The 26,972-nt window shown below is 57.4% G+C and carries 24 protein-coding genes; 10 read left to right on the top strand and 14 right to left on the bottom strand.

Annotated features, from left to right (window positions below; translation table 11 throughout):
- The first annotated feature begins 1 nt into the window (after position 1).
- The 3 genes from aceF (at position 2) to RTX96_RS14460 (ending at position 4,057) form a co-directional block, all read left to right on the top strand.
- Positions 2-1,906 (top strand): pyruvate dehydrogenase complex dihydrolipoyllysine-residue acetyltransferase, encoded by a 1,905-nt coding sequence (aceF, locus tag RTX96_RS14470; RefSeq protein WP_103820690.1) that lies wholly within the window; start codon positions 2-4, stop codon positions 1,904-1,906.
- 198 nt (positions 1,907-2,104) lie between these two features.
- Entirely contained in the window at positions 2,105-3,529 is a 1,425-nt protein-coding gene (lpdA, locus tag RTX96_RS14465; protein ID WP_103820689.1) for a dihydrolipoyl dehydrogenase, read from the top strand.
- A 243-nt stretch (positions 3,530-3,772) separates the two neighbouring features.
- Positions 3,773-4,057, top strand: coding sequence for a hypothetical protein (locus tag RTX96_RS14460; protein WP_312671435.1), 285 nt, complete (start codon positions 3,773-3,775; stop codon positions 4,055-4,057).
- 92 nt (positions 4,058-4,149) lie between these two features.
- Here the strand turns inward: RTX96_RS14460 and RTX96_RS14455 are convergent, their stop codons facing one another.
- Positions 4,150-4,944, bottom strand: coding sequence for a DUF2950 family protein (locus tag RTX96_RS14455; RefSeq protein ID WP_312671434.1), 795 nt, complete (start codon positions 4,942-4,944; stop codon positions 4,150-4,152).
- A 12-nt stretch (positions 4,945-4,956) separates the two neighbouring features.
- Entirely contained in the window at positions 4,957-6,531 is a 1,575-nt protein-coding gene (locus tag RTX96_RS14450; protein WP_312671433.1) for a DUF3300 domain-containing protein, read from the bottom strand.
- A gap of 345 nt (positions 6,532-6,876) precedes the next feature.
- Between RTX96_RS14450 and acnB the strand changes: the two genes are divergently transcribed.
- Positions 6,877-9,474, top strand: coding sequence for a bifunctional aconitate hydratase 2/2-methylisocitrate dehydratase (gene acnB, locus RTX96_RS14445; RefSeq protein ID WP_312671432.1), 2,598 nt, complete (start codon positions 6,877-6,879; stop codon positions 9,472-9,474).
- A gap of 140 nt (positions 9,475-9,614) precedes the next feature.
- The gene (gene yacL, locus RTX96_RS14440; protein ID WP_312671431.1) at positions 9,615-9,977 is read left to right on the top strand and encodes a protein YacL; all 363 of its coding nucleotides are present in this window, start codon (positions 9,615-9,617) and stop codon (positions 9,975-9,977) included.
- A 50-nt stretch (positions 9,978-10,027) separates the two neighbouring features.
- Here yacL and speD read toward each other — a convergent pair whose 3' ends face one another.
- From speD to RTX96_RS14425, 3 genes are all read right to left on the bottom strand, one after another.
- A complete protein-coding gene (gene speD / locus RTX96_RS14435; protein ID WP_042390548.1) occupies positions 10,028-10,822 on the bottom strand; it encodes an adenosylmethionine decarboxylase in 795 nt (264 codons plus the stop codon).
- Positions 10,819-11,691 (bottom strand): polyamine aminopropyltransferase, encoded by an 873-nt coding sequence (gene speE / locus RTX96_RS14430; protein WP_103820682.1) that lies wholly within the window; start codon positions 11,689-11,691, stop codon positions 10,819-10,821. The genes speD and speE overlap by 4 nt, the downstream gene beginning before the upstream one ends.
- A 102-nt stretch (positions 11,692-11,793) precedes the next feature.
- Positions 11,794-12,141 carry a YacC family pilotin-like protein gene (locus RTX96_RS14425; protein WP_103820681.1) on the bottom strand — a complete coding sequence of 116 codons (348 nt, stop codon included), beginning with the start codon at positions 12,139-12,141 and terminating at the stop codon, positions 11,794-11,796.
- 145 nt (positions 12,142-12,286) lie between these two features.
- Here RTX96_RS14425 and cueO point away from each other — a divergent pair, with 145 nt between their 5' ends.
- On the top strand, positions 12,287-13,834 hold the full coding sequence (gene cueO / locus RTX96_RS14420; RefSeq protein ID WP_312671430.1) for a multicopper oxidase CueO: 1,548 nt from the start codon (positions 12,287-12,289) through the stop codon (positions 13,832-13,834).
- A 146-nt stretch (positions 13,835-13,980) separates the two neighbouring features.
- Here cueO and RTX96_RS14415 read toward each other — a convergent pair whose 3' ends face one another.
- Together RTX96_RS14415 and RTX96_RS14410 are read right to left on the bottom strand one after the other, a co-directional pair.
- Positions 13,981-14,643 (bottom strand): CPBP family intramembrane glutamic endopeptidase, encoded by a 663-nt coding sequence (locus tag RTX96_RS14415; protein WP_312671429.1) that lies wholly within the window; start codon positions 14,641-14,643, stop codon positions 13,981-13,983.
- 299 nt (positions 14,644-14,942) lie between these two features.
- Positions 14,943-17,333: a glucose/quinate/shikimate family membrane-bound PQQ-dependent dehydrogenase gene (locus RTX96_RS14410; protein WP_312671428.1), complete on the bottom strand. Its 2,391-nt coding sequence runs from the start codon at positions 17,331-17,333 to the stop codon at positions 14,943-14,945.
- Positions 17,334-17,538: 205 nt separating this feature from the next.
- Between RTX96_RS14410 and hpt the strand changes: the two genes are divergently transcribed.
- A complete protein-coding gene (gene hpt / locus RTX96_RS14405; protein ID WP_312671427.1) occupies positions 17,539-18,075 on the top strand; it encodes a hypoxanthine phosphoribosyltransferase in 537 nt (178 codons plus the stop codon).
- Positions 18,076-18,156: 81 nt separating this feature from the next.
- Here the strand turns inward: hpt and can are convergent, their stop codons facing one another.
- Positions 18,157-18,819: a carbonate dehydratase gene (can, locus tag RTX96_RS14400; protein WP_312269831.1), complete on the bottom strand. Its 663-nt coding sequence runs from the start codon at positions 18,817-18,819 to the stop codon at positions 18,157-18,159.
- Positions 18,820-18,926: 107 nt separating this feature from the next.
- On the opposite strand from can, the gene RTX96_RS14395 reads away from it, so the two are divergent.
- Genes RTX96_RS14395 through RTX96_RS14385 form a run of 3 tightly spaced genes read left to right on the top strand, consistent with a single transcriptional unit; the run spans position 18,927 to position 21,864 of the window.
- Positions 18,927-19,853 (top strand): ABC transporter ATP-binding protein, encoded by a 927-nt coding sequence (locus RTX96_RS14395; RefSeq protein ID WP_103820676.1) that lies wholly within the window; start codon positions 18,927-18,929, stop codon positions 19,851-19,853.
- On the top strand, positions 19,850-20,620 hold the full coding sequence (locus tag RTX96_RS14390; protein WP_154057942.1) for an ABC transporter permease: 771 nt from the start codon (positions 19,850-19,852) through the stop codon (positions 20,618-20,620). The genes RTX96_RS14395 and RTX96_RS14390 overlap by 4 nt, the downstream gene beginning before the upstream one ends.
- Positions 20,620-21,864, top strand: coding sequence for a polysaccharide deacetylase family protein (locus RTX96_RS14385; RefSeq protein WP_312671462.1), 1,245 nt, complete (start codon positions 20,620-20,622; stop codon positions 21,862-21,864). The genes RTX96_RS14390 and RTX96_RS14385 overlap by 1 nt, the downstream gene beginning before the upstream one ends.
- Positions 21,865-21,867: 3 nt before the next feature.
- On the opposite strand, the gene panD is transcribed toward RTX96_RS14385, so the two are convergent.
- The 6 genes from panD to gluQRS all read right to left on the bottom strand — a co-directional run bounded on the left by panD (position 21,868) and on the right by gluQRS (position 26,905).
- Entirely contained in the window at positions 21,868-22,248 is a 381-nt protein-coding gene (gene panD / locus RTX96_RS14380; RefSeq protein WP_042390564.1) for an aspartate 1-decarboxylase, read from the bottom strand.
- A 67-nt stretch (positions 22,249-22,315) separates the two neighbouring features.
- On the bottom strand, positions 22,316-23,182 hold the full coding sequence (panC, locus tag RTX96_RS14375) for a pantoate--beta-alanine ligase (protein WP_312269832.1): 867 nt from the start codon (positions 23,180-23,182) through the stop codon (positions 22,316-22,318).
- A gap of 11 nt (positions 23,183-23,193) precedes the next feature.
- Positions 23,194-23,985: a 3-methyl-2-oxobutanoate hydroxymethyltransferase gene (gene panB, locus RTX96_RS14370; RefSeq protein WP_103820672.1), complete on the bottom strand. Its 792-nt coding sequence runs from the start codon at positions 23,983-23,985 to the stop codon at positions 23,194-23,196.
- A gap of 94 nt (positions 23,986-24,079) precedes the next feature.
- Entirely contained in the window at positions 24,080-24,559 is a 480-nt protein-coding gene (gene folK, locus RTX96_RS14365; protein ID WP_312269833.1) for a 2-amino-4-hydroxy-6-hydroxymethyldihydropteridine diphosphokinase, read from the bottom strand.
- On the bottom strand, positions 24,556-25,953 hold the full coding sequence (pcnB, locus tag RTX96_RS14360; protein ID WP_181016638.1) for a polynucleotide adenylyltransferase PcnB: 1,398 nt from the start codon (positions 25,951-25,953) through the stop codon (positions 24,556-24,558). The genes folK and pcnB overlap by 4 nt, the downstream gene beginning before the upstream one ends.
- Before the next feature lie 55 nt (positions 25,954-26,008).
- Positions 26,009-26,905: a tRNA glutamyl-Q(34) synthetase GluQRS gene (gluQRS, locus tag RTX96_RS14355; protein ID WP_103820669.1), complete on the bottom strand. Its 897-nt coding sequence runs from the start codon at positions 26,903-26,905 to the stop codon at positions 26,009-26,011.
- Between the last annotated feature and the right edge of the window lie 67 nt (positions 26,906-26,972).

The raw sequence follows: 26,972 nt of genomic DNA, 5'->3' as shown, positions 1-26,972 counted from the left end.
AATGGCTATCGAAATCAATGTACCGGACATCGGGTCGGACGAAGTAGAGATCACCGAGATTCTGGTCAACGTGGGCGACAAGGTTGAAGCTGAACAGTCGCTGATCGTCGTAGAGGGCGATAAAGCCTCTATGGAAGTTCCGTCTCCGCAGGCTGGCGTTGTTAAAGAGATCAAAGTCTCTGTTGGCGACAAAACCGAGACCGGTAAACTGATCATGATTTTCGATTCCGCCGACGGTGCAGCAGCGGCTGCACCTGCGCAGGAAGAGAAGAAAGAAGCCGCTCCGGCCGCCGCTGCACCAGCAGCCGCTGCCGCGGCGAAAGAAGTGAACGTGCCGGACATCGGCGGTGACGAAGTTGAAGTGACCGAGATCCTGGTGAAAGTGGGCGATACCGTTACCGCTGAGCAGTCCCTGATTGTCGTAGAGGGTGATAAAGCCTCTATGGAAGTCCCGGCACCGTTCGAAGGTACCGTTAAAGAGATTAAGATCAACACCGGTGACAAAGTCTCTACCGGCTCCCTGATCATGATCTTCGACGTCGCGGGCGCTGCCCCGGCTGCCGCCGCTGCTAAACCAGAAGTGAAAGAGCAGGCTGCCGTTGCGCCAGCCGCTGCCGCTGGTGCGAAAGAAGTTCACGTGCCGGACATCGGTGGCGATGAAGTTGAAGTCACTGAAGTGATGGTGAAAGTCGGCGACAAAGTTACCGCTGAGCAGTCACTGATCACCGTTGAAGGTGACAAGGCTTCTATGGAAGTCCCGGCACCGTTCGCCGGTACCGTTAAAGAGATCAAAATCAGCACCGGCGACAAAGTCTCTACCGGCTCCCTGATCATGGTCTTCGAAGTGGAAGGCGCTGCGCCTGCTGCTGCTCCGGCCGCTGCCGCGCCGGCTCCGGCTGCTGCACCGGCTCAGGCTGCCAAACCTGCTGCTGCGCCGGCTGCGAAAGCGGAAGGCAAGTCTGACTTTGCTGAAAACGACGCTTACGTCCACGCGACCCCGCTGATCCGCCGCCTGGCGCGCGAGTTCGGTGTAAACCTGGCGAAAGTAAAAGGCACCGGTCGTAAAGGCCGTATCCTGCGCGAAGACGTTCAGGCTTACGTGAAAGAGGCCGTTAAACGCGCTGAATCTGCACCTGCTGCTGCCGCAACCGGTGGTGGTCTGCCAGGCATGCTGCCGTGGCCGAAAGTAGACTTCAGCAAGTTTGGTGAAGTTGAAGAAGTTGAGCTGGGCCGTATCCAGAAAATCTCTGGTGCGAACCTGAGCCGTAACTGGGTGATGATCCCGCACGTTACCCACTTCGACAAAACCGACATCACCGACCTGGAAGCGTTCCGTAAACAGCAGAACGCCGAAGCTGAGAAGCGTAAACTGGACGTGAAATTCACCCCGGTTGTCTTCATCATGAAAGCCGTTGCCGCTGCCCTGGAGCAGATGCCACGCTTCAATAGCTCCCTGTCCGAAGATGCGCAGCGTCTGACGCTGAAGAAATACATCAACATCGGCGTGGCGGTTGATACCCCGAACGGTCTGGTTGTTCCGGTCTTTAAAGACGTCAACAAGAAGAGCGTTACCGAGCTGTCTCGCGAGCTGACCGTGATCTCCAAGAAAGCGCGTGATGGCAAGCTGACCGCTGGCGAAATGCAGGGCGGCTGCTTCACCATCTCCAGCATCGGCGGCCTGGGTACCACCCACTTCGCGCCGATCGTTAACGCGCCGGAAGTGGCCATCCTGGGCGTCTCCAAGTCCGCGATGGAGCCGGTCTGGAACGGGAAAGAGTTCGTACCGCGTCTGATGATGCCGATCTCTCTCTCCTTCGACCACCGCGTGATCGACGGTGCTGATGGTGCGCGTTTCATTACCATCATCAACAATATGCTGTCTGACATTCGCCGTCTGGTGATGTAATCGTAAAAGCCGGCCTGACGGTCGGCTTTTTTCTGGTAATCTCATTATGTTGTTGAGGTTATTAGGACAAAGGACACTTCGTTTGCCGTTTGTTGTTTCAAAAATGTTAACAATTTTGTAAACTGCGGACGGATAGAACGTCCCGGCGGATGCAAAGCAAAAGCACTTTGTACGGCCGGAAATAATTAAGAGGTCATGATGAGTACTGAAATCAAAACTCAGGTCGTGGTACTTGGGGCAGGCCCGGCAGGTTACTCTGCTGCCTTCCGTTGCGCTGATTTAGGTCTGGAAACCGTCATTGTTGAGCGTTACAGCACCCTCGGCGGTGTTTGCCTGAACGTCGGCTGTATCCCTTCTAAAGCGCTGCTGCACGTAGCGAAAGTGATCGAAGAAGCGAAAGCGCTGGCCGAGCACGGTATCGTTTTCGGCGAGCCGAAAACCGACATCGACAAAATTCGTACCTGGAAAGAGAAAGTCATCAACCAGCTGACCGGCGGTCTGGCTGGCATGGCTAAAGGCCGTAAAGTAAAAGTGGTTAACGGCCTGGGCAAATTCACCGGCGCGAACACCCTGGAAGTGGAAGGCGAAAACGGCAAAACCGTGATCAACTTCGACAACGCGATCATCGCGGCAGGCTCCCGTCCGATTGAACTGCCGTTCATTCCGCATGAAGATCCGCGCGTGTGGGACTCCACCGATGCGCTGGAGCTGAAAGAAGTGCCGAAGCGTCTGCTGGTTATGGGCGGCGGCATCATTGGTCTGGAAATGGGTACCGTGTACCATGCGCTGGGTTCAGAGATCGACGTGGTTGAGATGTTCGACCAGGTTATCCCGGCCGCTGACAAAGATATCGTTAAAGTCTTCACCAAGCGCATCAGCAAGAAGTTCAACCTGATGCTGGAAACCAAAGTGACCGCCGTTGAAGCGAAAGAAGACGGCATCTACGTTTCTATGGAAGGCAAAAAAGCCCCGGCAGAAGCGCAGCGTTACGACGCGGTGCTGGTGGCTATCGGCCGCGTGCCGAACGGTAAAAACCTCGACGCAGGCAAAGCCGGCGTGGAAGTGGACGACCGTGGCTTCATCCGCGTAGACAAGCAGCTGCGTACTAACGTACCGCACATCTTTGCTATCGGCGATATCGTCGGTCAGCCGATGCTGGCGCACAAAGGTGTTCACGAAGGTCACGTTGCCGCTGAAGTTATCGCCGGCATGAAACACTACTTCGATCCGAAAGTGATCCCGTCTATCGCCTACACCGAGCCAGAAGTGGCATGGGTTGGCCTGACCGAGAAAGAAGCGAAAGAGAAAGGCATCAGCTACGAAACCGCCACCTTCCCGTGGGCAGCTTCTGGCCGTGCTATCGCTTCCGACTGCGCAGACGGTATGACCAAGCTGATCTTCGACAAAGAGACGCACCGTGTGATCGGTGGCGCGATTGTCGGTACTAACGGCGGCGAGCTGCTGGGTGAGATCGGTCTGGCGATCGAGATGGGCTGTGACGCTGAAGATATCGCGCTCACCATCCATGCGCACCCGACCCTGCACGAATCCGTGGGTCTGGCAGCAGAAGTGTTCGAAGGTAGCATCACTGACCTGCCGAACGCGAAAGCGAAGAAGAAATAATCTTCGGGATATGATTAAAGCGGCTCATGTAGCCGCTTTTTTTATGTCTGAAAATTGCAAAAGATGTACCGAACGCACAAAAAGCCAGATTTTATTAAGGTCAATTTATCTCACGTTACGTTTAGCCTGCGTCATAGCGGTAAAGTGGTTGTTTTGTAAGAAATATTCTTTTGTATTTTGTCACCCGCCCGAAACCTTATTTATTTTAAGCTGCCCCCTCGCAACGACTATAAGGGATGCATAATGAAATTATTTTGGACAACCGCCGCGTTAGCGACGGCGCTGGTTTCTGGTATGGCGTTGGCTAACGATGCCACTGTTCCCTGGGCGGCTAATAGCGGGGGCACGCAGAGCACGCATATCGCGGCAATGGGTGAAAACCTAAACGCCCAGCATCAGAAGGTAACCCAGTCGGGGGAAGGGGAGTGGGCGAAGAATTCCGGCAGCATTCAGGCCGATGAGGCGGTGCTTAACAGCGGCAAACCGCCGGTAAAAGATGATCCTACGCTCATGCCTCATCAGCTCTGAGCACCGTAGACCGGGCAAACGCAGTCCCGCCCGGCATGACGGCGTTAACCGATAAACGCCCGGTGGTGCTACGCTTACCGGGCCTACTGTAGTTAAGGTTCAACAGGCTGCCACGGATCAGCAGCAGCAAACTTATCGATCGCCTGCGCTTTCTCACTCGTCTCCTTGCCTAAATCAGCCTGATAAACGCGATCGTCCTGATTCACCATAAAGCTCATTACTCCTGTTTTATCCCACGCCACCGGCCACGCCAGCAGGGCAAAACCACGGGCGCTGTCGCTGTGGATAATCCGGAAATGGTAGCCGTGATAGCCTATGCCTGGCTTGCCTGGGCTAAATGCAGGACCCAGCGGGCTGGGGGCCTCTCCCGGCTTAACCGGCCAGTAGAGACCGTCCTGCTGGCCTTCGCTGCTGATAAGCTTCGTGGCATACGCCTGCTTGCGCTGCCGGTAGTCATATTGCGCATCGACGTAGGCGTGCATGGCTTCAATTGCCGACAGCTCGTTGCGGCCAATGGCACGGGTGAGGATCTCCTCCTGAGCAGCGGGCATATCAAAGTGCCAGCCTCCGGCAATTTTGACCATAGGAATGGGCAACTGCCACCCCTCTTCGCCGACGTTGAGATGGGCAACGCTCTCTTGCGCGACGACCTCATGCTTCACCGCCCAGTCGCGGTTAAAGCGGGCGATAGCTTCAGGATCGACCTGTTCCAGAGGGAGAAACTGCCGCCAGTCATCGCCCAGCACGGCGGCGAGCTGGGCTTCGTTTTGATCGGCTACCGCGGCGGCAAAGGCGCTGGCCGCCGCATCAGGGGAGGGGAACAGCTGCTGGGCGTAGCTTAGAAAAGGCAGCGACAGCAGCAGGGTACTTAGCAGGACTTTCTTCATGATCGGCTCCGGTTAACGACGGCGAAACTCGCGGTGTTCACGCAGGCCTTCATGCCCGGCGGCCCGCTGTTCAAGGTTGCCAATGTCGATGTGGCGGCTCTGCTGGCCACGCAGCTGCTGCGACTGCCATGACGGCGAGCGGCTGTCATTGCCGCTAAACACGTTAGCGCGGGCACTCATCACACGCGGCTCGCGCTGTGGAGAGGCGGGAACGGTTCGCTGGTGCATCTCTCTCGTTACCCTTTGTTCCGGTCGTATGCTCTCTCTGGCCGGTTCTTTTTTTGCCTGCCTGGCGGGGCGGGGAAGATCGCTATCGTAACCGCGGTAGTTATTACGCTGGGCAATCTGGCTGAGCTGCTGCGAGGCAGCCTTGCGCTGGGCGTCGCGGGAGGATACCCCAGCCACACTGCTGGTTGGAGCGTGGTTACGCTGCTCAAACTGCGCCATTGCCGCCTGGCGCTGACTATCCCGGGAGGCCGTCGGCTGCCGGGTAGCGCTCAGCCCGCCGCTAACGTCAGTAGGGTGGAAACGCTGGGCAACCGCACCGCTCTGGTAGGGGACACCGTCGCGATAGGCAGGATTATGCTGCCAGGTCATATGCTGCTCTTTCAGATTCTGTCCTGAGATGCGGTTGAGATTGTTGACGTTAATGTTGATGTTGTCCCCGTTATGCTGGTAGCCGTTGCCGTGATAGCCGCCATCATGATGATCGTCGTCGTGGTGATCGTCATCATGGTGATGGTGATCGTCGTCATCCCAGTCGATGTTGCTGAACAGCGCGTAGGTGGTAGCGACCCCCAGGCTATAGCCGAAGCCTTTAACGAAGCTGTCTGCAAACTGCTGGCCGGGAGGCGGCGGTAGATAGACGGGGGGATAGGCCGTGTTTGGCCAGCTGCCGTAGACCGTAGCGGGGTTGTAGTTGGGAACATAAACCACCTGCGGATTGGCAGGCTCAATTTTGATTACCGTTGGGGCAGGGGCCTGCGTGCCGCCGCTGCTCTGAACGGCAACAGGCGCTTTAGCTTTCTTCGGCGTGCTGCTGACCGTCTGCTGCGGCGTGGATTTTAACGCGCCGGTCTGCTGGGCCAGCTGCCGCAGCCGCTGCACAGAGTCCATGACGTCCTGCGGCTGGGCCAGAAACGCATCCCCCAGATTTTGTACCCACTCCGGGTTCTCGCCCATCAGGGCCATCAGCTGGGGGAAGGCAACCAGCGACTTCACGCTCGGATCCCAGGGCTGGCCCGAAACCGCCTGAATGGCCGCATCGCCCTGCAGGGTAGGGTTATCTCGTGACCACTGCACGGCCTGCACCACGTTGGCCGGGTAGGTAGCGGCCATTAGTACCTGAGAGAGCAGCGGGTCGGGGTAGAGCGCCACCGGCGCGACCCATTGATCGATCTGCGCTGAGGTAAACGTCGGCTTCACCGCCGGTGCCGTAATGGGTGCCGTCTGAGGCGGGGGGGTAACAGGCGCTGTCTGGACAGGCGTGTCGGGAGTGCGGCTTTTAACGTAGAGCACGCCCGAGGCGGCAAATAGCCCGGCGCTGCACACGAGGGCGAGCGCAGCGTATTTAAAGGGCAGGGTCATTCTCTCTCTCCCGATTTCCACAGAAATCGCAGGGTCAGGTATGAGGTGAGTATGAAAGAGAAGCGCAGATATTTTTTGATTAATGTTGCGGATGCAGAAGGCATGCCAAAAAAGCAGCTAAAAATCCCTCTAAGAGGAGTGGATAAAGCGCTTTAGTTGAACCTTAACGATTCAGCTAATATTTAATGTTGCTTTTTTGTAAACAGATTAACACCCCCCCTAAATCCTGATATGCTGCCCAATGCGGTATCGGGCATTACCCTACAAACTGCTGTTCCACAGGAGCGCGAAGAGATCGCCTGCCGCACTATGACAATGAGAGTGAGAGCGAGGAGAAATACCGTCGTGCTAGAAGAATACCGTAAGCACGTAGCCGAACGTGCCGCCCAGGGAATTGTACCCAAGCCTATCGATGCAACCCAAATGGCCGCACTGGTCGAGCTGCTGAAATCCCCGCCAGCGGGTGAAGAAGAGTTCCTGTTAGATCTGCTTTCCAACCGTGTTCCGCCGGGCGTTGATGAAGCCGCCTATGTTAAAGCGGGCTTCCTGGCCGCCATCGTAAAAGGCGAAGCGACCTCACCGCTGATCACGGCGGAAAAAGCCGTTGAGCTGCTCGGCACCATGCAGGGTGGTTACAACATCCATCCGCTCATCGAAGCGCTGGACAACGACGCTCTGGCCCCGATTGCCGCGAAAGCGCTCTCCCATACGCTGCTGATGTTCGATAACTTCTACGACGTGGAAGAGAAGGCGAAAGCGGGCAACGCCCATGCGCAGCAGGTGATGCTCTCCTGGGCTAACGCCGAGTGGTTCCTGAGCCGTCCGCCGCTGGCTGAAAAAATTACCGTTACCGTATTTAAAGTGACCGGTGAAACCAACACCGATGACCTCTCTCCGGCCCCGGATGCCTGGTCACGCCCGGATATCCCTCTGCACGCGCTGGCGATGCTGAAGAACGCCCGTGAAGGCATTGTGCCGGACGTAGCCGGTACCGTTGGCCCGATCAAGCAGATAGAAGAGCTCAACAAAAAAGGCTTCCCGCTGGCCTACGTCGGTGACGTGGTCGGTACCGGCTCTTCGCGTAAATCCGCCACCAACTCGGTGCTGTGGTTTATGGGCGATGACATTCCGTTTGTGCCGAACAAGCGCGGCGGCGGTCTGGTGCTGGGCGGCAAAATCGCGCCGATCTTCTTCAACACGATGGAAGATGCGGGCGCGCTGCCGATCGAAGTGGACGTGAACAACCTCAATATGGGCGACGTGATTGACGTCTATCCGTTCAAAGGTGAAGTACGCAACCACGAGACCGGCGAGCTGCTGGCCAGCTTTGAGCTGAAAACTGACGTGCTGATTGACGAAGTACGCGCCGGAGGCCGTATTCCGCTGATCATCGGGCGTGGCCTGACCACCAAGGCGCGTGAAGCGCTGGGTCTGCCGCATAGCGACGTCTTCCGCAGCGCAAAACCGGTCGAGGCCAGCAACAAAGGCTTCTCGCTGGCACAAAAAATGGTCGGCCGCGCCTGTGGCGTGACCGGTATTCGTCCTGGCGAATACTGCGAACCGAAAATGACCTCGGTTGGCTCTCAGGACACCACCGGTCCAATGACCCGTGACGAACTGAAAGATCTGGCCTGCCTCGGCTTCTCTGCAGACCTCGTGATGCAGTCCTTCTGCCACACGGCGGCCTATCCGAAGCCGGTGGACGTGACGACGCACCATACGCTGCCAGACTTCATCATGAACCGCGGCGGCGTGTCGCTGCGTCCGGGTGATGGCATCATCCACTCGTGGCTGAACCGTATGCTGCTGCCAGACACCGTCGGCACCGGCGGTGACTCCCACACTCGCTTCCCGGTAGGGATCTCCTTCCCGGCAGGCTCTGGTCTGGTGGCGTTTGCCGCGGCGACCGGCGTTATGCCGTTGGATATGCCGGAGTCGGTGCTGGTGCGCTTCAAAGGCACGATGCAGCCGGGCATTACCCTGCGCGATCTGGTGCATGCTATTCCGCTGTACGCGATCCGTCAGGGGCTGCTGACCGTTGAGAAGAAAGGTAAGAAAAACATCTTCTCTGGCCGCATCCTTGAGATCGAAGGTCTGCCTGAGCTGAAAGTAGAGCAGGCGTTTGAACTGGCCGATGCCTCTGCCGAACGTTCCGCTGCGGGCTGTACCATCAAGCTGGATAAGGCACCGATTACCGAGTACTTGACCTCTAACATCGTGCTGCTGAAGTGGATGATTGCGGAAGGCTACGGCGATCGCCGTACCATCGAACGCCGTATCCAGGGCATGGAGAAGTGGCTGGCGGATCCGCAGCTGCTGGAAGCCGATGCCGACGCCGAGTACGCGGCGGTCATCGAGATCGATCTGGCAGATATCAAAGAGCCGATCCTCTGTGCGCCAAACGATCCGGATGATGCCCGTCTGCTCTCTGACGTTGCCGGTGAGAAGATTGACGAAGTGTTTATCGGCTCGTGCATGACCAACATCGGTCACTTCCGTGCTGCCGGTAAGCTGCTGGATAGCCATAAAGGCCAGCTGCCGACCCGTCTGTGGGTCGCGCCGCCAACCCGTATGGATGCCGCTCAGCTGACGGAAGAGGGCTACTACAGCGTCTTCGGCAAGAGCGGGGCGCGTATTGAGATCCCAGGCTGCTCGCTCTGCATGGGTAACCAGGCGCGTGTAGCCGATGGTGCAACGGTAGTGTCGACCTCAACGCGTAACTTCCCGAACCGTCTGGGTACTGGGGCGAACGTCTTCCTGGCATCAGCGGAGCTGGCGGCGGTCTCTTCGCTGCTGGGTAAACTGCCGACGCCGGACGAGTACCAGATCTTTATGGCGCAGGTCGATAAGACAGCGGTGGATACCTATCGCTATCTGAACTTTGACCAGCTCGGCCAGTACACCGAGAAAGCCGACGGCGTGATCTTCCAGACCGCCGTGTAAGTCAGACCAGGCCTTAGGCCAGCATAAAACCCCTTCGTCTTGCGAAGGGGTTTTTTTATTTCTTCTCCTTCTCCCCGTTACGCTGTTTTTCTTCTCCGCGACTGCGATAATTACCCTATTGCGGATGTGAGGAAAAAAGCATGGATTACGAATTCTTACGCGACATCACGGGCCAGGTGAAAGTGCGCATGTCGATGGGCCACGAGGTGGTCGGACACTGGTTTAATGAAGAGGTGAAAGAGAATCTGGCCCTGCTGGATGAGGTGGAGCAAGCGGCAAAAACCGTCAAGGGCAGCGAGCGCCAGTGGCAGCGGATTGGCCATGAGTACACCCTCTGGATGGATGGAGAAGAGGTGATCGTGCGTGCCAACCAGCTGGAGTTCTCTGGGGATGAGATCGAAGAGGGGATGAGTTATTACGATGAGGAGAGCCTGTCGCTGTGCGGCGTGGAGGACTTTCTGCAGGTTGTGAAGGCCTACAGGGAGTTTATTCAGCAGAAGTAACCTGTTTTAAAAAGATTGTCGGAGCGTCCCTGCTCCGGCTTTAACAGCAATTACACGGCGGGAATATTGCGCGCGTAGTAGATCTCGCGCATCTCTTTCCATAGCGATTCGGTAATGGCTTCCCGCTCTTCGGCGGTGAGATCTTCCGGGCGGGTGTGGAACATATAGTGCTTCAGGTCGAACTCCTTCAGCATCATCTTGGTATGGAAGATGTTCTCCTGGTAAACGTTCACGTCCACCATGTCATACAGCGCCTTCATATCCTCAGAGAGGAAGTTCTGAATCGAGTTGATCTCGTGGTCGATGAAGTGCTTCATGCCGTTGATGTCACGGGTAAAGCCGCGCACGCGGTAGTCAACGGTGACGATGTCCGACTCAAGCTGGTGGATCAGGTAGTTCAGCGCCTTCAGCGGGGAGATGACGCCGCAGGTAGAGACCTCAATGTCGGCACGGAAGGTGCACAGGCCACCTTCTGGGTGGCTCTCCGGATAGGTGTGCACGCAGATGTGGCTCTTATCGAGATGGGCCACCACCGTCTCCGGCAGCGGGCCGGGGTGCGCGGTTTTATCAATCAGGGTCGGATCGACCGGCTCTTCGCTCACCAGAATGGTTACGCTGGCCCCCTGCGGCTCATAGTCCTGGCGGGCAACGTTGAGAATGTTCGCGCCGATGATGGAGCAGGTCTCGGTGAGGATCTCCGTCAGGCGGTTGGCGTTATAGAGTTCGTCGATATAGGCAATATAGCCGTCACGCTCTTCGGCGGTTTTGGCATAACAGATATCGTAAATACAAAAACTCAGGCTTTTGGTCAGGTTGTTAAAGCCATGCAGTTTCAGCTTTTTCAATTTTCATCACCTCCTGGGGAGAGCGCATCGAGCAGGTATTGCGGCAGGGCGAAGGACGCCGTATGAACAGCCGGGTTGTAGTAACGGCAGGTCAGGGCAGCGCTGTGGAAGCGCGCCTGAATAATCTCGGTGGAGAGGTTACGCAGGATCTCGTTGTCCGTCGCCCAGGCGAAGGTCATGATGCCGCCGTAGTAGGTGGGCACTGCCGCCTGGTAGAAGCTAACGTCGCTAAAGTAGTGGCTCAGCTTTTTGTGGCTGCCTACGGCCTCATCCTGCTGCAGGAAGCTTACGCCGTTCTGGGCAACGAAGATGCCGCCCGGATTCAGGCAGCGCTTGCAGCCTGCATAGAAGTCCGAGGTAAACAGACTCTCGCCTGGCCCCACCGGATCGGTGCAGTCGGAGATAATCACGTCAAAGGTCTGTGCGGTCTGGTTAACAAAATTAACGCCGTCGTCAATCACCAGCGTAAAGCGCGGATCGTCGTAGCTGCCCGCGTTGTGATTCGGCAGGTACTGACGACAGAACGACACCACGCCCGCGTCGATCTCAACCATAGTGATGGTTTCAACGTTTTTATGCCGGCTCACTTCGCGCAGCATCGCCCCGTCGCCGCCGCCGATGATCAGCACATGCTTCGCCTGGCCGTGGGCCAGCAGCGGAACGTGGGTCATCATTTCGTGATAGATAAATTCGTCACGCTCGGTGGTCTGGACAACGCCGTCCAGCGCCATCACGCGGCCAAAGGCGGCGTTTTCAAAGATGATCAGATCCTGGTGATCGGTCTTCTCGTGGTAGAGCACGTTATCAACGGCAAAGTACTGACCAAACTGGTCATGCAGCGTTTCATGCCACTGGCGGGTATCAGCCATGCATCCTCCTTCGTTAACATCCACACAAAATGGGCGCAACATCATAGCTAACTATAGCCGTTGATGCACGGCTATAACTTCAGCAGGGGAGGCGGGTTTACTTTACTTGACGTAGGCCAGCAGGCTGAGGGAGTCGCGGGCCAGCGCTTTGCATTTTTTGGCAACCGGTATGCCAATGCCGCTGAGATCGCGATAGCTATCTTCGCCGAGGGATTTCATATCAAAGGTGTCGTAGTTGCTCAGATCCCACTGGTTCTGCTGGGCAAAAAACACCAGCGCCCGGCGGATCTGGCCATTCGGTAGATTCTGGTAACCACAGTCGTTTTTCAGAAACACGAACACCGCCGTCAGATCGGCCATGTCCTCCGCTTCAGACTCGCTGAGCGCATAACTATTTGCTGACATCGCCAGCAGGCTGGTGAACACAACGGTTCTGAAAAACATCTTCATTCTTCTTACCAAAACATCACGGAAATTAAACGTTAGCATACTTGTGGGTAAGGCGACGATCTTTATTATTCGCCTTTCGCTTGACCTTGCCGCAGGGGCAGGGTTTAAGCTCAGCATACCGTTTGCCGACGATAAGGATTCGACTATGCAACGCCGTGATTTTCTAAAATATTCCGCTGCGCTGGGGGTCATCAGCGCGCTGCCGACGTGGGCGCGGGCTGCCGCGACAGGGGAACAGGCTACGCTGCCGATACCCGAACTGCTCGCTCCCGATGCCCAGAACCGTATCAGGCTTACCGTGCAGCCTGGCACCTCCTCCTTTGGCGATAAAAGCGCTGCAACCTGGGGCTATAACGGCAACCTGCTGGGTCCTGCGCTTCAGCTGCGGCAGGGGAAAACGGTGACGGTGGGGATCCGTAACCGACTCGCGGAAGAGACTACCGTTCACTGGCATGGGCTGGAGGTGCCGGGTGAGGTAGACGGCGGCCCACAGGGGATCATCCCGGCGGGCGGCGCGCGCGAGGTCACCTTCACCCCCGATCAGCGGGCCGCTACCTGTTGGTTCCATCCGCATCAGCATGGTAAAACCGGGCATCAGGTTGCGATGGGTCTGGCGGGGCTGGTACTGATCGAGGACAACGAGAGCCGCATGCTGCGCCTGCCCAAGCAGTGGGGCATCGACGACGTGCCGGTGATCGTGCAGGACAAACGTCTGGCCGCCGACGGCCAGATCGATTACCAGCTCGACGTGATGAGCGCGGCGGTGGGCTGGTTTGGCGAGACTCTGCTGGCAAACGGGGCGCTCTATCCTCAGCACGCGGCCCCACGCGGCTGGCTGCGTCTACGCCTGCTGAACGGCTGCAATGCGCGTACCCTTAACTTTGCCCTCAGCGACGGACGCCGGATGTATGTTATCGCCAGCGACGGCGGTCATCTCGCCGAGCCGGTTGCGGTGACGGCGCTGCCGGTGCTGACCGGGGAGCGTTTTGAGGTGCTGGTGGATATCAGCGACGGCAAGCCGGTAGATCTGGTTACGCTGCCCGTCAGCCAGATGGGGATGGCCCTGCCACCGTTTGACCAGCCGCACCCGGTACTGCGCATCCAGCCGCTGCGGGTGACCGCCTCCGGCACGCTGCCCGATACGCTGGTTAACGTACCAGCGCTGCCGGATCTCATGGGCTTAACCCAGCGCACCTTCCACCTGTCGATGGATCCGATGCTGGATATGATGGGGATGCAGGCGCTGCGGGATAAGTACGGCGACAAGGCGATGAGCGGAATGCACCACGGCGGCATGATGGACCACATGGGGATGAACATGGATCACGGTGGCCACGGCGGCGAGTTTGATTTCCACAGCGCCAACCGCATCAACGGTAAAGCCTTTGATATGCACAACCCGCTGTTCACCGCCAGCAAAGGGCAGTATGAGCGCTGGGTGATTTCCGGGGAGGGGGACATGATGCAGCACCCGTTCCATATCCACGGTACGCAGTTCCGCATTCTGTCGGAGAACGGCAAGCCACCGGCGACCCATCGTTCAGGCTGGAAGGATACGGTAAACGTCTACGGCGCGCGCAGCGAGGTACTGGTGAAGTTCGATCATGATGCCCCGAAAGAGCATGCCTACATGGCGCACTGTCATTTGCTGGAGCATGAGGATACGGGAATGATGATGGGATTCACGGTATAAAAGGTTAGCCAGCGTTACTATAAGGAATGGATCCTTTTCTCGACCGCAGCGCTGTTGTTGCAGCCAGCCCATGATATTTACAGCTTCGCTGCGGTTCTTTAGATCTTTCAATTTTTTAAGATTATTATGGCGTGTAGTAACCGTTGTTAAATTATTGTATAGACTGCTGCTATGAATAGCATATTGAAAAAAGAGTGTAGCATTATTGGAAGCACCAAGCCTTTAGTTAATACTCTGACACAAATGAGCAGTATGGAAAGGATAAATACAGAACTGTATTCGATTATTGATGAAAATTGTATATGCATCACACTAAAAATAAGAGAGGTAGCAAGCAATGGTACTATCATGCCTTGTCCAGCGCCAAGCGTATTACAAAAATGACATAACGAGTCAAACAGGCAACCTCTGTAAAAAATCTCCTCACAAAATGGGCTTATAATTATAAAGTAAATAATTCCTGGGGTGTCTGACAGAGAAAAATGCAATGAAGGAGTATGTTTATGGGTGAAGATAATGGGCAGGGTCTGCATCAAAAAAACTAATAAAAAAAATGGTAGTGATTTTTTTAAATGTGGGCCACTGATTTGGTTCTGTTTACGGTAGAAAACAGCATACGCACAAGTACCTATGCCTATCTCCAGCATAACCATTATGAGAAAGGCGAACCCTGCGCCAATAAATTTAGACGTAATCAGCGAAGATAATGTATTACCTATGGCCGCTAAAAAAAAGCACATTAATATAAATGATTTTTTTTGAGTGGATGACCCAACTTGGAGTTCTGTTCCTTCATTGATTACAGACATGTATTAACCTATAAAAAATAATATAGATAAAAAGTTGTTTATGCCTGCATTCATAATGCTTGAGCCAAAAGTATCAATGTTGAGAATTGTATTATATCCATATATGTTGTGCGCATAATGCACCTCACTATTACACGTATAATCCGGGTGGGAAATTGTGCATTTGTAAGAAATTATTTCTTTGAAGTAAGGGGTAGGCCGGGTAAGCGTAGCGCCACCCGGCGTCAGGTGCCCTATTCGGCATCGTAACGCCCGGCGGCGCGAAGCTTGCCGGGCCTACAGATACTACAGAGACACTATTACTTCTCGTCGTCCGGCAGGGCGTAGGCAACGATATAGTCGCCCATCTTGGTACCAAACGAACCGTGACCACCCGCGGAGATGACAACGTACTGCTTGCCATTCACTTCATAGGTCATCGGCGTTGCCTGGCCACCCGCTGGCAGACGGCCCTGCCACAGCTTCTCACCGTTGCTCATGTTGTAGGCGCGCAGATAGTTGTCTGCGGTCGCCGCGATGAACAGCACGTTACCGGCGGTAGAGATTGGGCCGCCCAGCATTGGCATACCGGTGGTGAACGGTAATGGGATCGGCATTGGGAACGGCAGGCTATCCTGCGGCGTACCGATACGTTTTTTCCACACCACTTCGTTGGTTTTCAGATCCAGCGCGGAGATGTAACCCCAGGCAGGCTGTTTACACGGCAGGCCAATCGGCGACAGGAACGGGTTCAGGGTCACACCGTACGGCACGCCGTACTGCGGCTGAATACCCGACTCAGAGCCAGTGCCCTGGCCATTTTCCGGCTCTTCCATCGGGTTACCCGGACCGCGTGGCATCAGCTTAGAGACAAACGGCAGCGCCATCGGGTTGGCAATCGCCACCTGACGGTGCGGATCGACAGAGATACCACCCCACTCGAACATCCCCAGGTTACCCGGGAATACCAGCGTACCCTGCTCAGACGGCGGCGTGAAGATGCCTTCATAGCGCAGGTTCTGGAAGATCACGCGGCACACCAGCTGGTCAAACATCGTGGCACCCCACATGTCTTTCCCGCTCAGGTCTTTCTTCGGACGGAAGCTCAGGTCGGAGAACGGCTGGGTTTTGGTAACGTAGTCACCTTTGGCCGCACCCTGCGGAACCGGCTTCTCTGGCGCAGGAACAACCAGCTGACCGTTACGGCGATCCAGCACAAAGATGTTGCCGGTTTTCGCCGGGGCGTAGATCACCGGTACGGTCTGACCCTTAACGGTAATATCCGCCAGCGTCGGCTGGGACGGCATATCCATATCCCACAGATCGTGGTGTACGGTCTGATAGCTCCACGCCAGTTTACCGGTGGTGGCGTTCAGGGCCACGATAGAGCTGGCATAACGCTCCTGCTCCGGCGTGCGGTTACCGCCCCAGATGTCCGGCGTGGTGACGCCCATCGGCAGGTAGACCAGATCCAGCTTGGCATCATAGGCCGCCGGTGCCCAGGAGTTCGGTGAGTTCGGCGTAAAGTGATGCTGGTCCGCCGGAATGGCGTTCGGATCTTTCGCGCCCGGATCGAAGGCCCACAGCAGCGCGCCGGTATTGATGTCGAAGCCGCGAATAACGCCAGACGGCTCACGGGTAGAGTAGTTATCGGTTACCGCACCGGCAATGACAATCACCTTATCAGTAACGATAGGCGGTGAAGTCGGCTCGTACATGCCCGGGGTAGTGACCGGCATGTTGGTTTGCAGGTTCAGAATACCTTTGTTAGCAAAGGATTCGCACAGCTTGCCGTTGTCGGCGTTGACGGCGAACAGGCGACCATCGTTCACCGGCAGAATGATGCGGCGCGGGCAGTTAGCGACCACGTCCGGGCTGGCATTGTTGGCGTTCGCCTCATGATAGGAGACGCCACGGCAGGTCACGTGCTGGAACGACGGATTGGTGTTCAGCTGCGGATCGAAGTGCCACTTCTCTTTACCGGTGGCGGCATCTAGGGCAAACAGACGCTGGTGCGCAGTGCAGAGGAACAGGGTGTCGCCAACCTTAATCGGCGTGACTTCATTGGTGATCTCACCCGGATCGGTTGGCAGCTTCAGATCGCCGGTACGGAATACCCAGGCCTCTTTCAGCTTATGCACGTTGTCGGCGTTGATCTGCTTCAGCGGGGAGTAGCGCTGACCCTCCTGGTTACGACCATAGGCCGGCCAGTCGGCATCTGCGACCTGAGAGATCGGTGCAGCAGGCGTCGCATCAGCGCTCAGCGTGCCGTTAATCTCCTGCGGATCGTTAAAGCCCGCCCAGGTCAGCATTCCGCCTGTGATCACCAGCGCTACCAGCAGCGCGGCGACCGCACCGTTGGCAGGTACGATCAGGCGACGCCAGACAAACGGCAGCACCAGCCAGATCCCAAAGAAGACGAGGATGTCGCTACGCGGCGTGAGCGCCCAGAAGTCGAAGCCGACTTCCCAGACGCCCCAGATCATGGTGCCGAGAAGGAGCGCAGCGTAGAGCCAGAGCGCTGCACGCTTGCTGCGCCACAGCAGCCAGGCGACGCCGAGCATAACAAGACCGGCGATAGGGTAGTACCAGGAGCCGCCAACGGCGACCAGCCAGACCCCACCGATCAGGAGAAATAGCCCGCATAGTGCTGCGAACAGGGCTGTTAACGTCACGAGCACGCGCGACGTCCGAGCTTTTGTTTCTGCCATAGAAAGACACTCTTCTTAATGTTTAATATTTTGATAGCAATTAATTATAGGATTTAACAAGTGTGACCGTCATCACATATTTGGCTTTTCTTAACTCGCGCCCCTAATAAAAGCATTTGCTGGTATACTGGCGCGCTAATGAATTGATGCCGGAATAGAGGCTATCCGCATCGAGTGAGTGGTTACAAAATCAAACGGTTAGCATATGAAACATACTGTTGAAGTGATGATCCCGGAAGCGGAGATCAAAGCGCGTATTAGTGAATTGGGTCGTCAAATCACCGAACGCTATCAGGCGAGCGGCAGCGAGATGGTGCTGGTGGGCCTGCTGCGCGGCTCGTTTATGTTTATGGCCGATCTGTGCCGTGAAGTGCAGGTGCCGCATGAGGTCGATTTTATGACTGCCTCCAGCTACGGCAGCGGTATGTCCACCACCCGTGACGTAAAAATTCTCAAGGATCTGGACGAAGATATTCGCGGTAAAGACGTGCTGATCGTCGAGGATATTATCGACTCTGGGAATACGCTCTCCAAAGTGCGCGAGATCCTCAGCCTGCGCGAGCCGAAGTCGCTGGCGATCTGTACCCTGCTGGATAAGCCATCGCGCCGGGAAGTTGCGGTGCCGGTAGAATTTGTTGGCTTCTCGATTCCAGACGAGTTTGTGGTGGGTTACGGCATCGACTATGCCCAGCGCTATCGTCATCTCCCCTATGTGGGCAAAGTGGTGCCGCTTGACGAGTAGGCATTAAAAAGCCCGGTAGCGCGAAGCGTGCCGGGCAGTTGTAGGCCGGGTAAGGCGTAAGCCGCCGCCCGGCATTGCCACTTATTTGTGGTTAATATGCTTCTGGCTGATGTTGGACACGCCCTTGCGATAGCCCAGCTCAAGGGTATCGCGGCTGGTGGCGGTAACGTCAAGATCGCGCAGCAGGCCGTCGTGAATACCGTAGGCCCAGCCGTGGATAGTGACATTCTGCCCGCGCTTCCACGCCGACTGCATGATGGTTGAGTGGCCCAGGTTATAGACCTGCTCCATGACGTTCAGCTCGCACAGGGTGTCGAGGCGACGCTCTTCCGGCATTTCGCTCAGCAGCGCGTTGTGCTTGAGCCAGATGTCACGGATATGCAACAGCCAGTTGTTGATCAGCCCCAGCTCAGGGTTCTCAACCGCTGCCTGCACGCCGCCGCAGCCGTAGTGGCCGCAGATGATGATGTGCTCAACTTCCAGCACGTCCACCGCGTACTGCACTACCGACAGGCAGTTCAGATCGGTGTGGATAACCAGGTTGGCGACGTTACGGTGAACGAACAGCTCGCCCGGCTCAAGGCCGGTCAAACGCTCGGCGGGAACGCGGCTGTCGGAGCAGCCAATCCACAGGAAGCGCGGCTTCTGTGCCTTAGCCAGGGTCTCGAAAAATCCGGGATCCTCTTCCACCAGCATCTTTGACCATAGTGCATTGTTACTGATGAGTGTATCTATATCTTTCATGACGGTTAACGACCTGTAACCAAGTAAATGCGTTGAGCTAATATAGGTCAACTCCATTTAATTTTAAACCACACATAGAGTGTCAGAAAAAAGGTAAGCGAAACGACATGACCATTGCACTGGAGCTTGAGCAGCTTAAAAAAACCTATCCGGGCGGCGTGCAGGCGCTGCGCGGCATTGATTTAAAAGTAGAAGCGGGTGACTTCTACGCGCTTCTGGGACCCAACGGTGCGGGTAAATCGACCACGATCGGTATCGTCAGCTCGCTGGTAAATAAAACCTCGGGGCGGGTGAGCGTCTTTGGCTACGACCTGCAGAAGGACGTGGTGAACGCTAAACGCCAGCTCGGCCTGGTGCCGCAGGAGTTTAACTTCAACCCCTTTGAGACCGTGCAGCAGATTGTCGTCAACCAGGCGGGCTACTACGGCGTCGAGCGCCATGAGGCGCTGATCCGTAGCGAAAAGTACCTTAAGCAGCTCGATCTGTGGGAAAAACGCAACGAAAAGGCGCGGATGCTCTCTGGCGGGATGAAACGCCGTCTGATGATCGCCCGGGCGCTGATGCATGAGCCTAAGCTGCTGATCCTCGACGAACCTACCGCCGGGGTGGACATTGAGCTGCGCCGCTCCATGTGGGGCTTTTTAAAAGATTTGAACGCCCAGGGCACGACCATTATCCTCACCACCCACTATCTGGAAGAGGCGGAGATGCTCTGCCGTAACATCGGTATTATTCAGCACGGCGAGCTGGTGGAGAACACCTCCATGAAGTCGCTGCTGGCCAAGCTGAAATCAGAGACCTTTATCCTCGACCTGGCGCCGAAAAGCCCGCTGCCGAAGCTGGAAGGCTACCAGTACCGGCTGGTGGATACCTCAACCCTGGAGGTCGAAGTGCTGCGCGAGCAGGGGATCAACAGCGTTTTCAGCCAGCTGAGCGCCCAGGGCGTTCAGGTATTAAGCATGCGTAACAAAGCCAACCGTTTAGAAGAGCTGTTTGTCACGCTGGTACACAATAAAAAAGGAGACCACGCATGATGCAGCTCTACTGGGTCGCGCTAAAAAGTATCTGGCACAAAGAGATCCAGCGCTTTATGCGCATCTGGATCCAGACCCTGGTTCCGCCGGTGATCACCATGACCCTCTACTTCATCATCTTCGGCAACCTGATCGGATCGCGGATTGGTGAGATGCACGGCTTCACCTACATGCAGTTTATCGTTCCGGGCCTGATCATGATGGCGGTGATCACCAACGCCTATGCTAACGTCGCCTCATCGTTCTTTAGCGCCAAGTTCCAGCGCAACATTGAGGAGCTGCTGGTGGCCCCGGTGCCTACGCACGTGATTATTGCCGGCTACGTCGGCGGCGGCGTGGCGCGCGGGCTGTGCGTCGGCGTGCTGGTGACGGCGGTGTCCCTCTTCTTCGTGCCTTTCCAGGTGCATTCATGGCTGTTTGTCGGCCTGACGCTGCTGCTGACGGCGGTGCTCTTCTCGCTGGCGGGCCTGCTGAATGCGGTGTTTGCCAAGACCTTCGACGATATCAGCCTGATCCCGACCTTCGTGCTGACGCCGCTCACCTACCTCGGCGGGGTGTTCTACTCCCTGACCCTGCTGCCGCCGTTCTGGCAGGGGCTGTCGCACCTCAACCCGATCGTCTACATGATCAGCGGCTTCCGCTTTGGCTTCCTCGGCATTAGCGACGTGCCGCTGGTGATGACCGTCGGCGTGCTGGCGGTGTTTATCGTCGCGTTCTACCTGCTTTGCTGGTATCTGATCCAGCGTGGACGTGGCCTGCGTAGCTAATCTACATGCTCATGCGCCTACTCCTGGCGCTGCTCCTGATATGGAGCAGCGCCGCCTCCGCCCGCCTGTTGGATCAGGACTCCCCGGCTCGCTATATGCAAACCACCGAGGCCGCCGCCGTCTGGGCGCAGATTGGCGACCGGGTGATCAACGTCGGCTATGTGCAGGCGGGGCAGATTATTGCAGTGATGAACGGGGAGGGGGACTACAGCGCCTTTCGCTTCGGCTTTGGCCGGGCCTTTATCGACAAAGGCCATCTGGAGCCGGTGCGAGGTAAAAAACGGGTGCAGGACCGGCTGGGGGATCTCAACAAGCCGCTGAGCAACCAGAACCTTGTGACCTGGAAAGCAACCCCGCTCTACAGCGGGCCTAACGTTCGCAGCGCGCCTTTCGGTATGCTGGCGGAGAACCTGCGCTACCCCATCGTCGGCAAGCTGCGCGACGGGCTGAACCAGACCTGGTTCCAGATCCGCATTGGCGACCGGCTGGCCTATATCAGCAGCCTGGACGCGCAGGAGGATCATGGCATCCCGGTGCTCACCTATCACCACATCCTGCGCGATGAGGAGAACACCCGCTTTCGCCACACCTCTACTACCACCTCGGTGCGGGCATTCAGCAACCAGATGACCTGGCTGCGGGACAGGGGCTATACCACCCTGACGATGTATCAGCTGGAGGGCTACCTGAAGAACCGGCTTAACCTTCCGGCCCGGGCGGTGGCGATCACCTTTGATGACGGGCTGAAGTCGATCAGCCGCTACGCTTATCCCATCCTCAAGCAGTACGGCTTTAAGGCGACGTCGTTTACCATCTCGTCGCGCATCAAAGCCTACCCGCAACGGTGGGATCCGACATCATTACAGTTTATGAGCATCTCCGAGCTGCGTGGCATTCAGGACGTATTTGATATCCAGTCGCACACCCACTTTCTGCATCGGGTCGATGCCGCCCGCCATCCCATTCTGCTCAGCCGCAGCTACCACATCATTGAGTTCGATTTTGCCCACTCGCGTCGGGCACTATCGCAGTTTAACCCGCACGTGGATTATCTCTCATATCCTTTTGGCGGCTACAACGAAAAAGCGATCGAGGCCGCGCGCGACGCCGGTTTTCATATGGCGGTGACGACGGTAAAGGGGAAGGTGAAGCCGGGTGATAATCCGTTCTTATTGAAACGACTCTATATCTTAAGAACGGATTCGTTAGAGGAGATGGCACGGCTGGTGGGTAACCAGCCGTAGATATCAGGCAACCTGCACCGGCACCGCTTTCGCTTTGCGGGTCATCTCATTGTCGCCGTCAAAGTAGGCCACTTTTGGCTGCCAGCTGCGAGCCTGCTCGTCCGGCATCGTCACGTAGGTGGCGATGATCAGGATGTCGCCGACGTCGGCGCAGTGGGCCGCCGCGCCGTTGACCGAGATAATTTTCGAGCCGCGCTCGCCGGCAATCGCGTAGGTGGAGAAGCGTTTGCCGTTGGTTACGTTGTAAATATCGATGGCTTCGTATTCCAGAATACCAGCCGCCTCAAGGAAATCCTGGTCAATAGCGCAGGAGCCTTCATAGTGCAGGTCTGCCTGAGTCACTTTGACGCGGTGGAGCTTGCCTTGCAGCATAGTGCGGATCATAACGTCTACCTTTGTGCTTGTGTTGGCCCGGCCGCCTGCGCCGCCGGGAGTAAAATGCTGTGGAGCATCAACCCGCTGGCGGCGGCGTCAGCGCTACCGTCACGTTGTCGATGAGGCGCGCCTGGCCAAGCCATGCCGCCATCAGGATCACCGCCCGCTGGCTGGCATCGTTCAGCGCTTGCAGCGTGTCGGCATCGCGGATCTGGATCTCATCAGTACGAAAACCGGCTTCGTCCAGCGCCTGTCCGGCCTCGGCAATCATCTCTTCCAGCTGGCGATTGCCCGCCCGCAGCTTCGCCGCCAGGGCGTTCATCTCTTTGCTCAGGGCCGGGGCAATCTTACGCTGCTCTGCCGTGAGGTAGCCGTTGCGCGAGCTGAGGGCCAGACCGTCTTTGGCGCGTACCGTCGGCACGCCGACGATGTCGATATCGTAGCCCATGTCGGCCACCATCTTGCGGATCACCGCCAGCTGCTGGAAGTCTTTCTCACCAAAGCAGGCGACGTCCGGCTGGACCAGGTTAAACAGCTTGCTGACGATGGTCGCCACGCCGCGGAAATGACCCGGACGGCTTGCGCCTTCCAGCATGGTGGAGAGGCCGGGAACGTCAACGTAGGTCTGCTCGCCGGTGCCCTGGGGGTAAACCTGGTCGGCAGCAGGGGCAAAGACAAAATCCACCTTGCGTTTGTTCAGCTTCTCGCAATCTTCCTGCAGGGTGCGCGGGTAGCGCTGCAGATCGTCAGGGCGGTCAAACTGCATAGGATTAACAAAGATGCTCACCACAACCACATCAGCGTGGGTTTTCGCTTCGTCAACCAGCTGCATATGGCCATCGTGGAGGTTGCCCATAGTCGGCACCAGCGCAATGCGCTGGCCCTCACGGCGCAGCCGGCGGATATGCTGGCGCAGCAGCGGCAGGGTTTCGATAATCAACACGCGTAGGCTCCTTAGTGAAAACTGTGCTCTTCGCCGGGATAGGTCCCCGCTTCGACTTCACTCACGTACTGGCGCACGGCAGCGCGCATGTCGCCCGTGCCAGCCAGGAAATTCTTGGCAAATTTAGGAATATGGCCGCCGGTGATGCCAAACGCATCGTGCATCACCAGGATCTGGCCGTCGGTCACGTTGCCCGCGCCAATGCCAATCACCGGAATAGTCAGCGCCTCGGTAATACGCTTCGCCAGCGCAACCGGCACGCACTCCAGCACCAGCAGCTGTGCGCCAGCCGCCTCCAGCGCCAGGGCGTCATCAAATAGCGTCTGGGCCGCGTCGCCGCGCCCCTGCACCTTGTAGCCACCAAAGACGTTCACCGACTGCGGGGTTAACCCCAGGTGACCGCACACCGGCACGGCGCGTTCGGTCAGCATGGTTACCGTCTCGGCCAGCCAGCGGCCGCCCTCAATTTTGACCATGTTGGCTCCGGCGCGCATCACCGTGGCGGCGTTGGCGAAAGCCTGTTCAGGGGTGGCATAGGCCATAAACGGCAGGTCGGCAAGCAGCAGACAGTTCGGCGCGCCGCGGCGTACGCTCTGGGTATGGTAGGCGATATCTGCGACCGTCACCGGCAGAGTGGAGTCATGACCCTGGACCGTCATCCCTAACGAGTCGCCGACCAGCATGACGTTGATGCCCTCTTCAGCAAAAAGCTTAGCGAAGCTGTAGTCATAGGCGGTGATGGTGGCGAAGCGTTTCTGTTCCTGCTTGCACTTTTGCAGCCAGGAGAGGGTGGTTGGTTTCATAGCGTTTCCTGATGGAGCCTTAAACTTTCCGGCATTTTATCAGTAACGTCAGGCGGGACAATGATTTTCAGCAGGTTTAGGGGGCGGAGTGGTATTACCAGCTCGCGGGTTTTGCTGCGCCGAGGCGTGCAAGTACGCTGACAAGCGTCTCGCCGTCGGGGAAACGCAGTTCGGGCGCGATCTCAAACAGCGGCCAGAGCATAAAGCCGCGGTTTTTCATATCGTAGTGGGGGACGGTGAGGCGCGGGGTAGCGAGAGTCTCATCGCCAAACAGCATAATGTCGAGATCCAGCGTGCGCGGTCCCCAGCGCTCCGCTTTACGCACCCGGCCCTGGTCCAGCTCGATACGCTGGGTGTGATCCAGCAGAGCTTCAGGCGCCAGCGTCGTCTCCAGCGCCACGGCGGCGTTAAGGTAGTCGGGCTGATCCTGCGGACCCAGCGGCGGCGTGCGGTAGAAGCCGGAGACGGCGACAACCTGGCTGTCAGGGAGGGTTCCCAGCGCCGCGATTGCCGCGTTAACCTGGGTCAAAGGCGACGCCAGGTTACTGCCAAGGGCAATATAGACCAGCGTCATGCGCTGCCTTCGCGACGCGGGGTACGCTTACGCGGGCGGCGATGGCGACGGCGGGTATCTGGCTCATCATCCAGCACGTCAAGCATGCCCTTCTGCGCGGGCGGTGCGGCCACCTGGAACTCGCCCCACCACTGCACCAGTTTTTGTAGCTCGTGGTTGCCCTCGACCTCGGCCCGCAGAGCAAGCAGATCGTAGGCGGCGCGGAACTTCGGATGCTCCATCAGCTTCCAGGCGCGTTTGCCCTGGCGGCGGGACATGCGCAGCTGCAGCTGCCAGATATCGCGTACCAGGGTGGTGATCCGTTTCGGGATCGCCAGCGTGCGGCAGGCTTCGTCCAGCACGTCGTTCATTGCCAGCGCGAAGGCGTCGTGATAGGTCAGGCCGCTCTCCTGGGCAATCTTCTGCGCGGTCTCCAGCTGTGGATACCAAAGCATGGCGGCAAACAGGAACGCCGGGTTAACACGCATATCGTTCTGAATGCGGGTATCGGTGTTCTTCAGCACCAGGTTGATGATCCGCTCCATCGACGAATCACCCTTCTCGGTGAAGTATCGCGTGATGGTAGGGAACAGCGGCTGGAACAGGCTGTACTCGCGCAGCAGCTGATAGGTATCCAGGCCATTACCAGCCTGCAGCAGCTTCAGCGACTCTTCAAACAGGCGCGCCGGCGGCACGTCGTTGATAAGCGTCGCGAGACGGGCGATCGGCTCGGCGGTTTCCGGACTGATACGCATATGCAGCTTGGCGGCAAAGCGCACCGCGCGCAGCATCCGCACCGGATCCTCCCGATAGCGGGTCTCCGGGTTACCGATCAGGCGGATAACACCCTCTTCAAGATCCTGCATCCCCCCGACGTAGTCGCGCACCGTAAAGTCAGCCACGCTGTAGTAGAGGCTGTTAATGGTGAAATCGCGGCGCTGGGCGTCCTCTTCAATAGAGCCGAAGATGTTGTCGCGCAGCAGCATGCCGTTCTGGCCGCGCTGGGAGGTGGTGCGATCGGCAGGCTGATCTTCGTGATGGCCACGGAAGGTAGCTACCTCGATAATCTCCGGACCAAACATCACGTGAGCGAGACGGAAGCGGCGGCCCACCAGGCGGCAGTTGCGGAACAGCTTGCGCACCTGGTCCGGCGTGGCATTGGTCGTCACGTCGAAATCTTTCGGTTTTTTGCCTAACAGCAGATCGCGGACGCCACCGCCTACAAGGTAGGCTTCGTAGCCCGCTTTGTTCAGACGGTACAGCACCTTGAGGGCATTTTCACTGATATCTTTGCGGGAAATTGTGTGCTGCTCGCGCGGAATAACCGTCATACGCGGCTCGGCGATGACCTCCTCGGCCATGCTTTCCTCGCGGCTTAACACCTTGCGGCAAAAATTAGCGACTCGGGTAAAAATGGTGCACCTCGGTTGTGTCAGTCTTTACGACAAAAAAATTGCGGCTAATCATAGCTCAGAGTGGGGCATTTAGGAATGCCGGATTGATCTGTGCTGTCTCAGGGACCCGGGACAGATCCCAGTTCTCTACCGCATGCTGTAGCAGGGCCGCGGTGGGCAAATCCTGCCAGTTACTTGTTACATCCTGATTTAAAAATTGTAAAGCGCGGATCAGCACCGGCCGCGGATCGCCCTCTGGCAGCGGCGGAGCGTGATTCTGCTTAGAGAGCTTGTTACCGTCGCTGTTCAGGGCCAGCGGCAGGTGAACATAGTCAGGCGGCTGCCAGCCAAGCTGCTGATAGAGCGAGATCTGCCGCACCGTGGGGGCGATGAGATCCGCGCCGCGCACGATCTCAGTGACGCCCTGAAAATTATCATCTACGACTACGGCCAGGTTATAGGCAAACAGGCCATCCCGGCGGTGGATAATAAAATCCTCCCGCGCCAGCGCCTCATCGGCGTAGAGATCGCCCCGCAGCCTGTCATGAAAGTGCAGCACCGGTTGGTGCTGCCACAGGCGCAGCGCGGCGTTCTCCGGGCCGTTATCGCGCAGGCGGCAGTGGCCGTCATAGACCCCGCCGATGCTCTGAATACGCGCCCGGGTGCAGGTGCAGTAGTAGCTCAGCCCGCGCTGGCGTAAAGCAGCCAGCGCGTCGCGGTAGGCCTCATGCCGCTGGGACTGCCAGAGTACCTCGCCGTCCCAGTGCAGGCCGTAGTGCTCAAGCTGACGCAGGATGGTATCGGCCGCGCCGGGCACTTCCCGGGGCGGATCGATATCCTCAATGCGTACCCGCCACGTTCCCTGCTGGGCGCGGGCCTGGAGATAGCTGCCGAGCGCGGCTATCAGCGAACCGAAATGGAGTTCACCGGAAGGCGATGGCGCAAAGCGCCCAATATAGTGTGATTCTGGCATGTCGACAGGCGAGAGATAACAGGGCGGGAGAGACTCCCGCCACAGGGAACGGTGCGAAAACGCCGGG

Origin of the sequence: Pseudescherichia sp., from assembly GCF_032052675.1 — a bacterium.
In the GTDB taxonomy this organism is placed as follows: domain Bacteria; phylum Pseudomonadota; class Gammaproteobacteria; order Enterobacterales; family Enterobacteriaceae; genus Pseudescherichia.
This window is presented reverse-complemented; position numbering and strand designations above follow the sequence as displayed.

What these genes read in the sequence shown, in the direction of transcription:
- yacL (WP_312671431.1), top strand. Translation starts at nt 9,615, where the DNA reads ATGGATTACGAATTCTTACGCGACATCACGGGCCAGGTGAAAGTGCGC.
- can (WP_312269831.1), bottom strand. Translation starts at nt 18,819, where the DNA reads ATGAAAGATATAGATACACTCATCAGTAACAATGCACTATGGTCAAAG.
- gluQRS (WP_103820669.1), bottom strand. Translation starts at nt 26,905, where the DNA reads ATGCCAGAATCACACTATATTGGGCGCTTTGCGCCATCGCCTTCCGGT.
- RTX96_RS14450 (WP_312671433.1), bottom strand. Translation starts at nt 6,531, where the DNA reads ATGACCCTGCCCTTTAAATACGCTGCGCTCGCCCTCGTGTGCAGCGCC.
- cueO (WP_312671430.1), top strand. Translation starts at nt 12,287, where the DNA reads ATGCAACGCCGTGATTTTCTAAAATATTCCGCTGCGCTGGGGGTCATC.
- RTX96_RS14415 (WP_312671429.1), bottom strand. Translation starts at nt 14,643, where the DNA reads ATGTCTGTAATCAATGAAGGAACAGAACTCCAAGTTGGGTCATCCACT.
- speE (WP_103820682.1), bottom strand. Translation starts at nt 11,691, where the DNA reads ATGGCTGATACCCGCCAGTGGCATGAAACGCTGCATGACCAGTTTGGT.
- panB (WP_103820672.1), bottom strand. Translation starts at nt 23,985, where the DNA reads ATGAAACCAACCACCCTCTCCTGGCTGCAAAAGTGCAAGCAGGAACAG.
- RTX96_RS14395 (WP_103820676.1), top strand. Translation starts at nt 18,927, where the DNA reads ATGACCATTGCACTGGAGCTTGAGCAGCTTAAAAAAACCTATCCGGGC.
- RTX96_RS14425 (WP_103820681.1), bottom strand. Translation starts at nt 12,141, where the DNA reads ATGAAGATGTTTTTCAGAACCGTTGTGTTCACCAGCCTGCTGGCGATG.
- lpdA (WP_103820689.1), top strand. Translation starts at nt 2,105, where the DNA reads ATGAGTACTGAAATCAAAACTCAGGTCGTGGTACTTGGGGCAGGCCCG.
- RTX96_RS14460 (WP_312671435.1), top strand. Translation starts at nt 3,773, where the DNA reads ATGAAATTATTTTGGACAACCGCCGCGTTAGCGACGGCGCTGGTTTCT.
- panD (WP_042390564.1), bottom strand. Translation starts at nt 22,248, where the DNA reads ATGATCCGCACTATGCTGCAAGGCAAGCTCCACCGCGTCAAAGTGACT.
- aceF (WP_103820690.1), top strand. Translation starts at nt 2, where the DNA reads ATGGCTATCGAAATCAATGTACCGGACATCGGGTCGGACGAAGTAGAG.
- RTX96_RS14455 (WP_312671434.1), bottom strand. Translation starts at nt 4,944, where the DNA reads ATGAAGAAAGTCCTGCTAAGTACCCTGCTGCTGTCGCTGCCTTTTCTA.
- RTX96_RS14410 (WP_312671428.1), bottom strand. Translation starts at nt 17,333, where the DNA reads ATGGCAGAAACAAAAGCTCGGACGTCGCGCGTGCTCGTGACGTTAACA.
- RTX96_RS14390 (WP_154057942.1), top strand. Translation starts at nt 19,850, where the DNA reads ATGATGCAGCTCTACTGGGTCGCGCTAAAAAGTATCTGGCACAAAGAG.
- folK (WP_312269833.1), bottom strand. Translation starts at nt 24,559, where the DNA reads ATGACGCTGGTCTATATTGCCCTTGGCAGTAACCTGGCGTCGCCTTTG.
- hpt (WP_312671427.1), top strand. Translation starts at nt 17,539, where the DNA reads ATGAAACATACTGTTGAAGTGATGATCCCGGAAGCGGAGATCAAAGCG.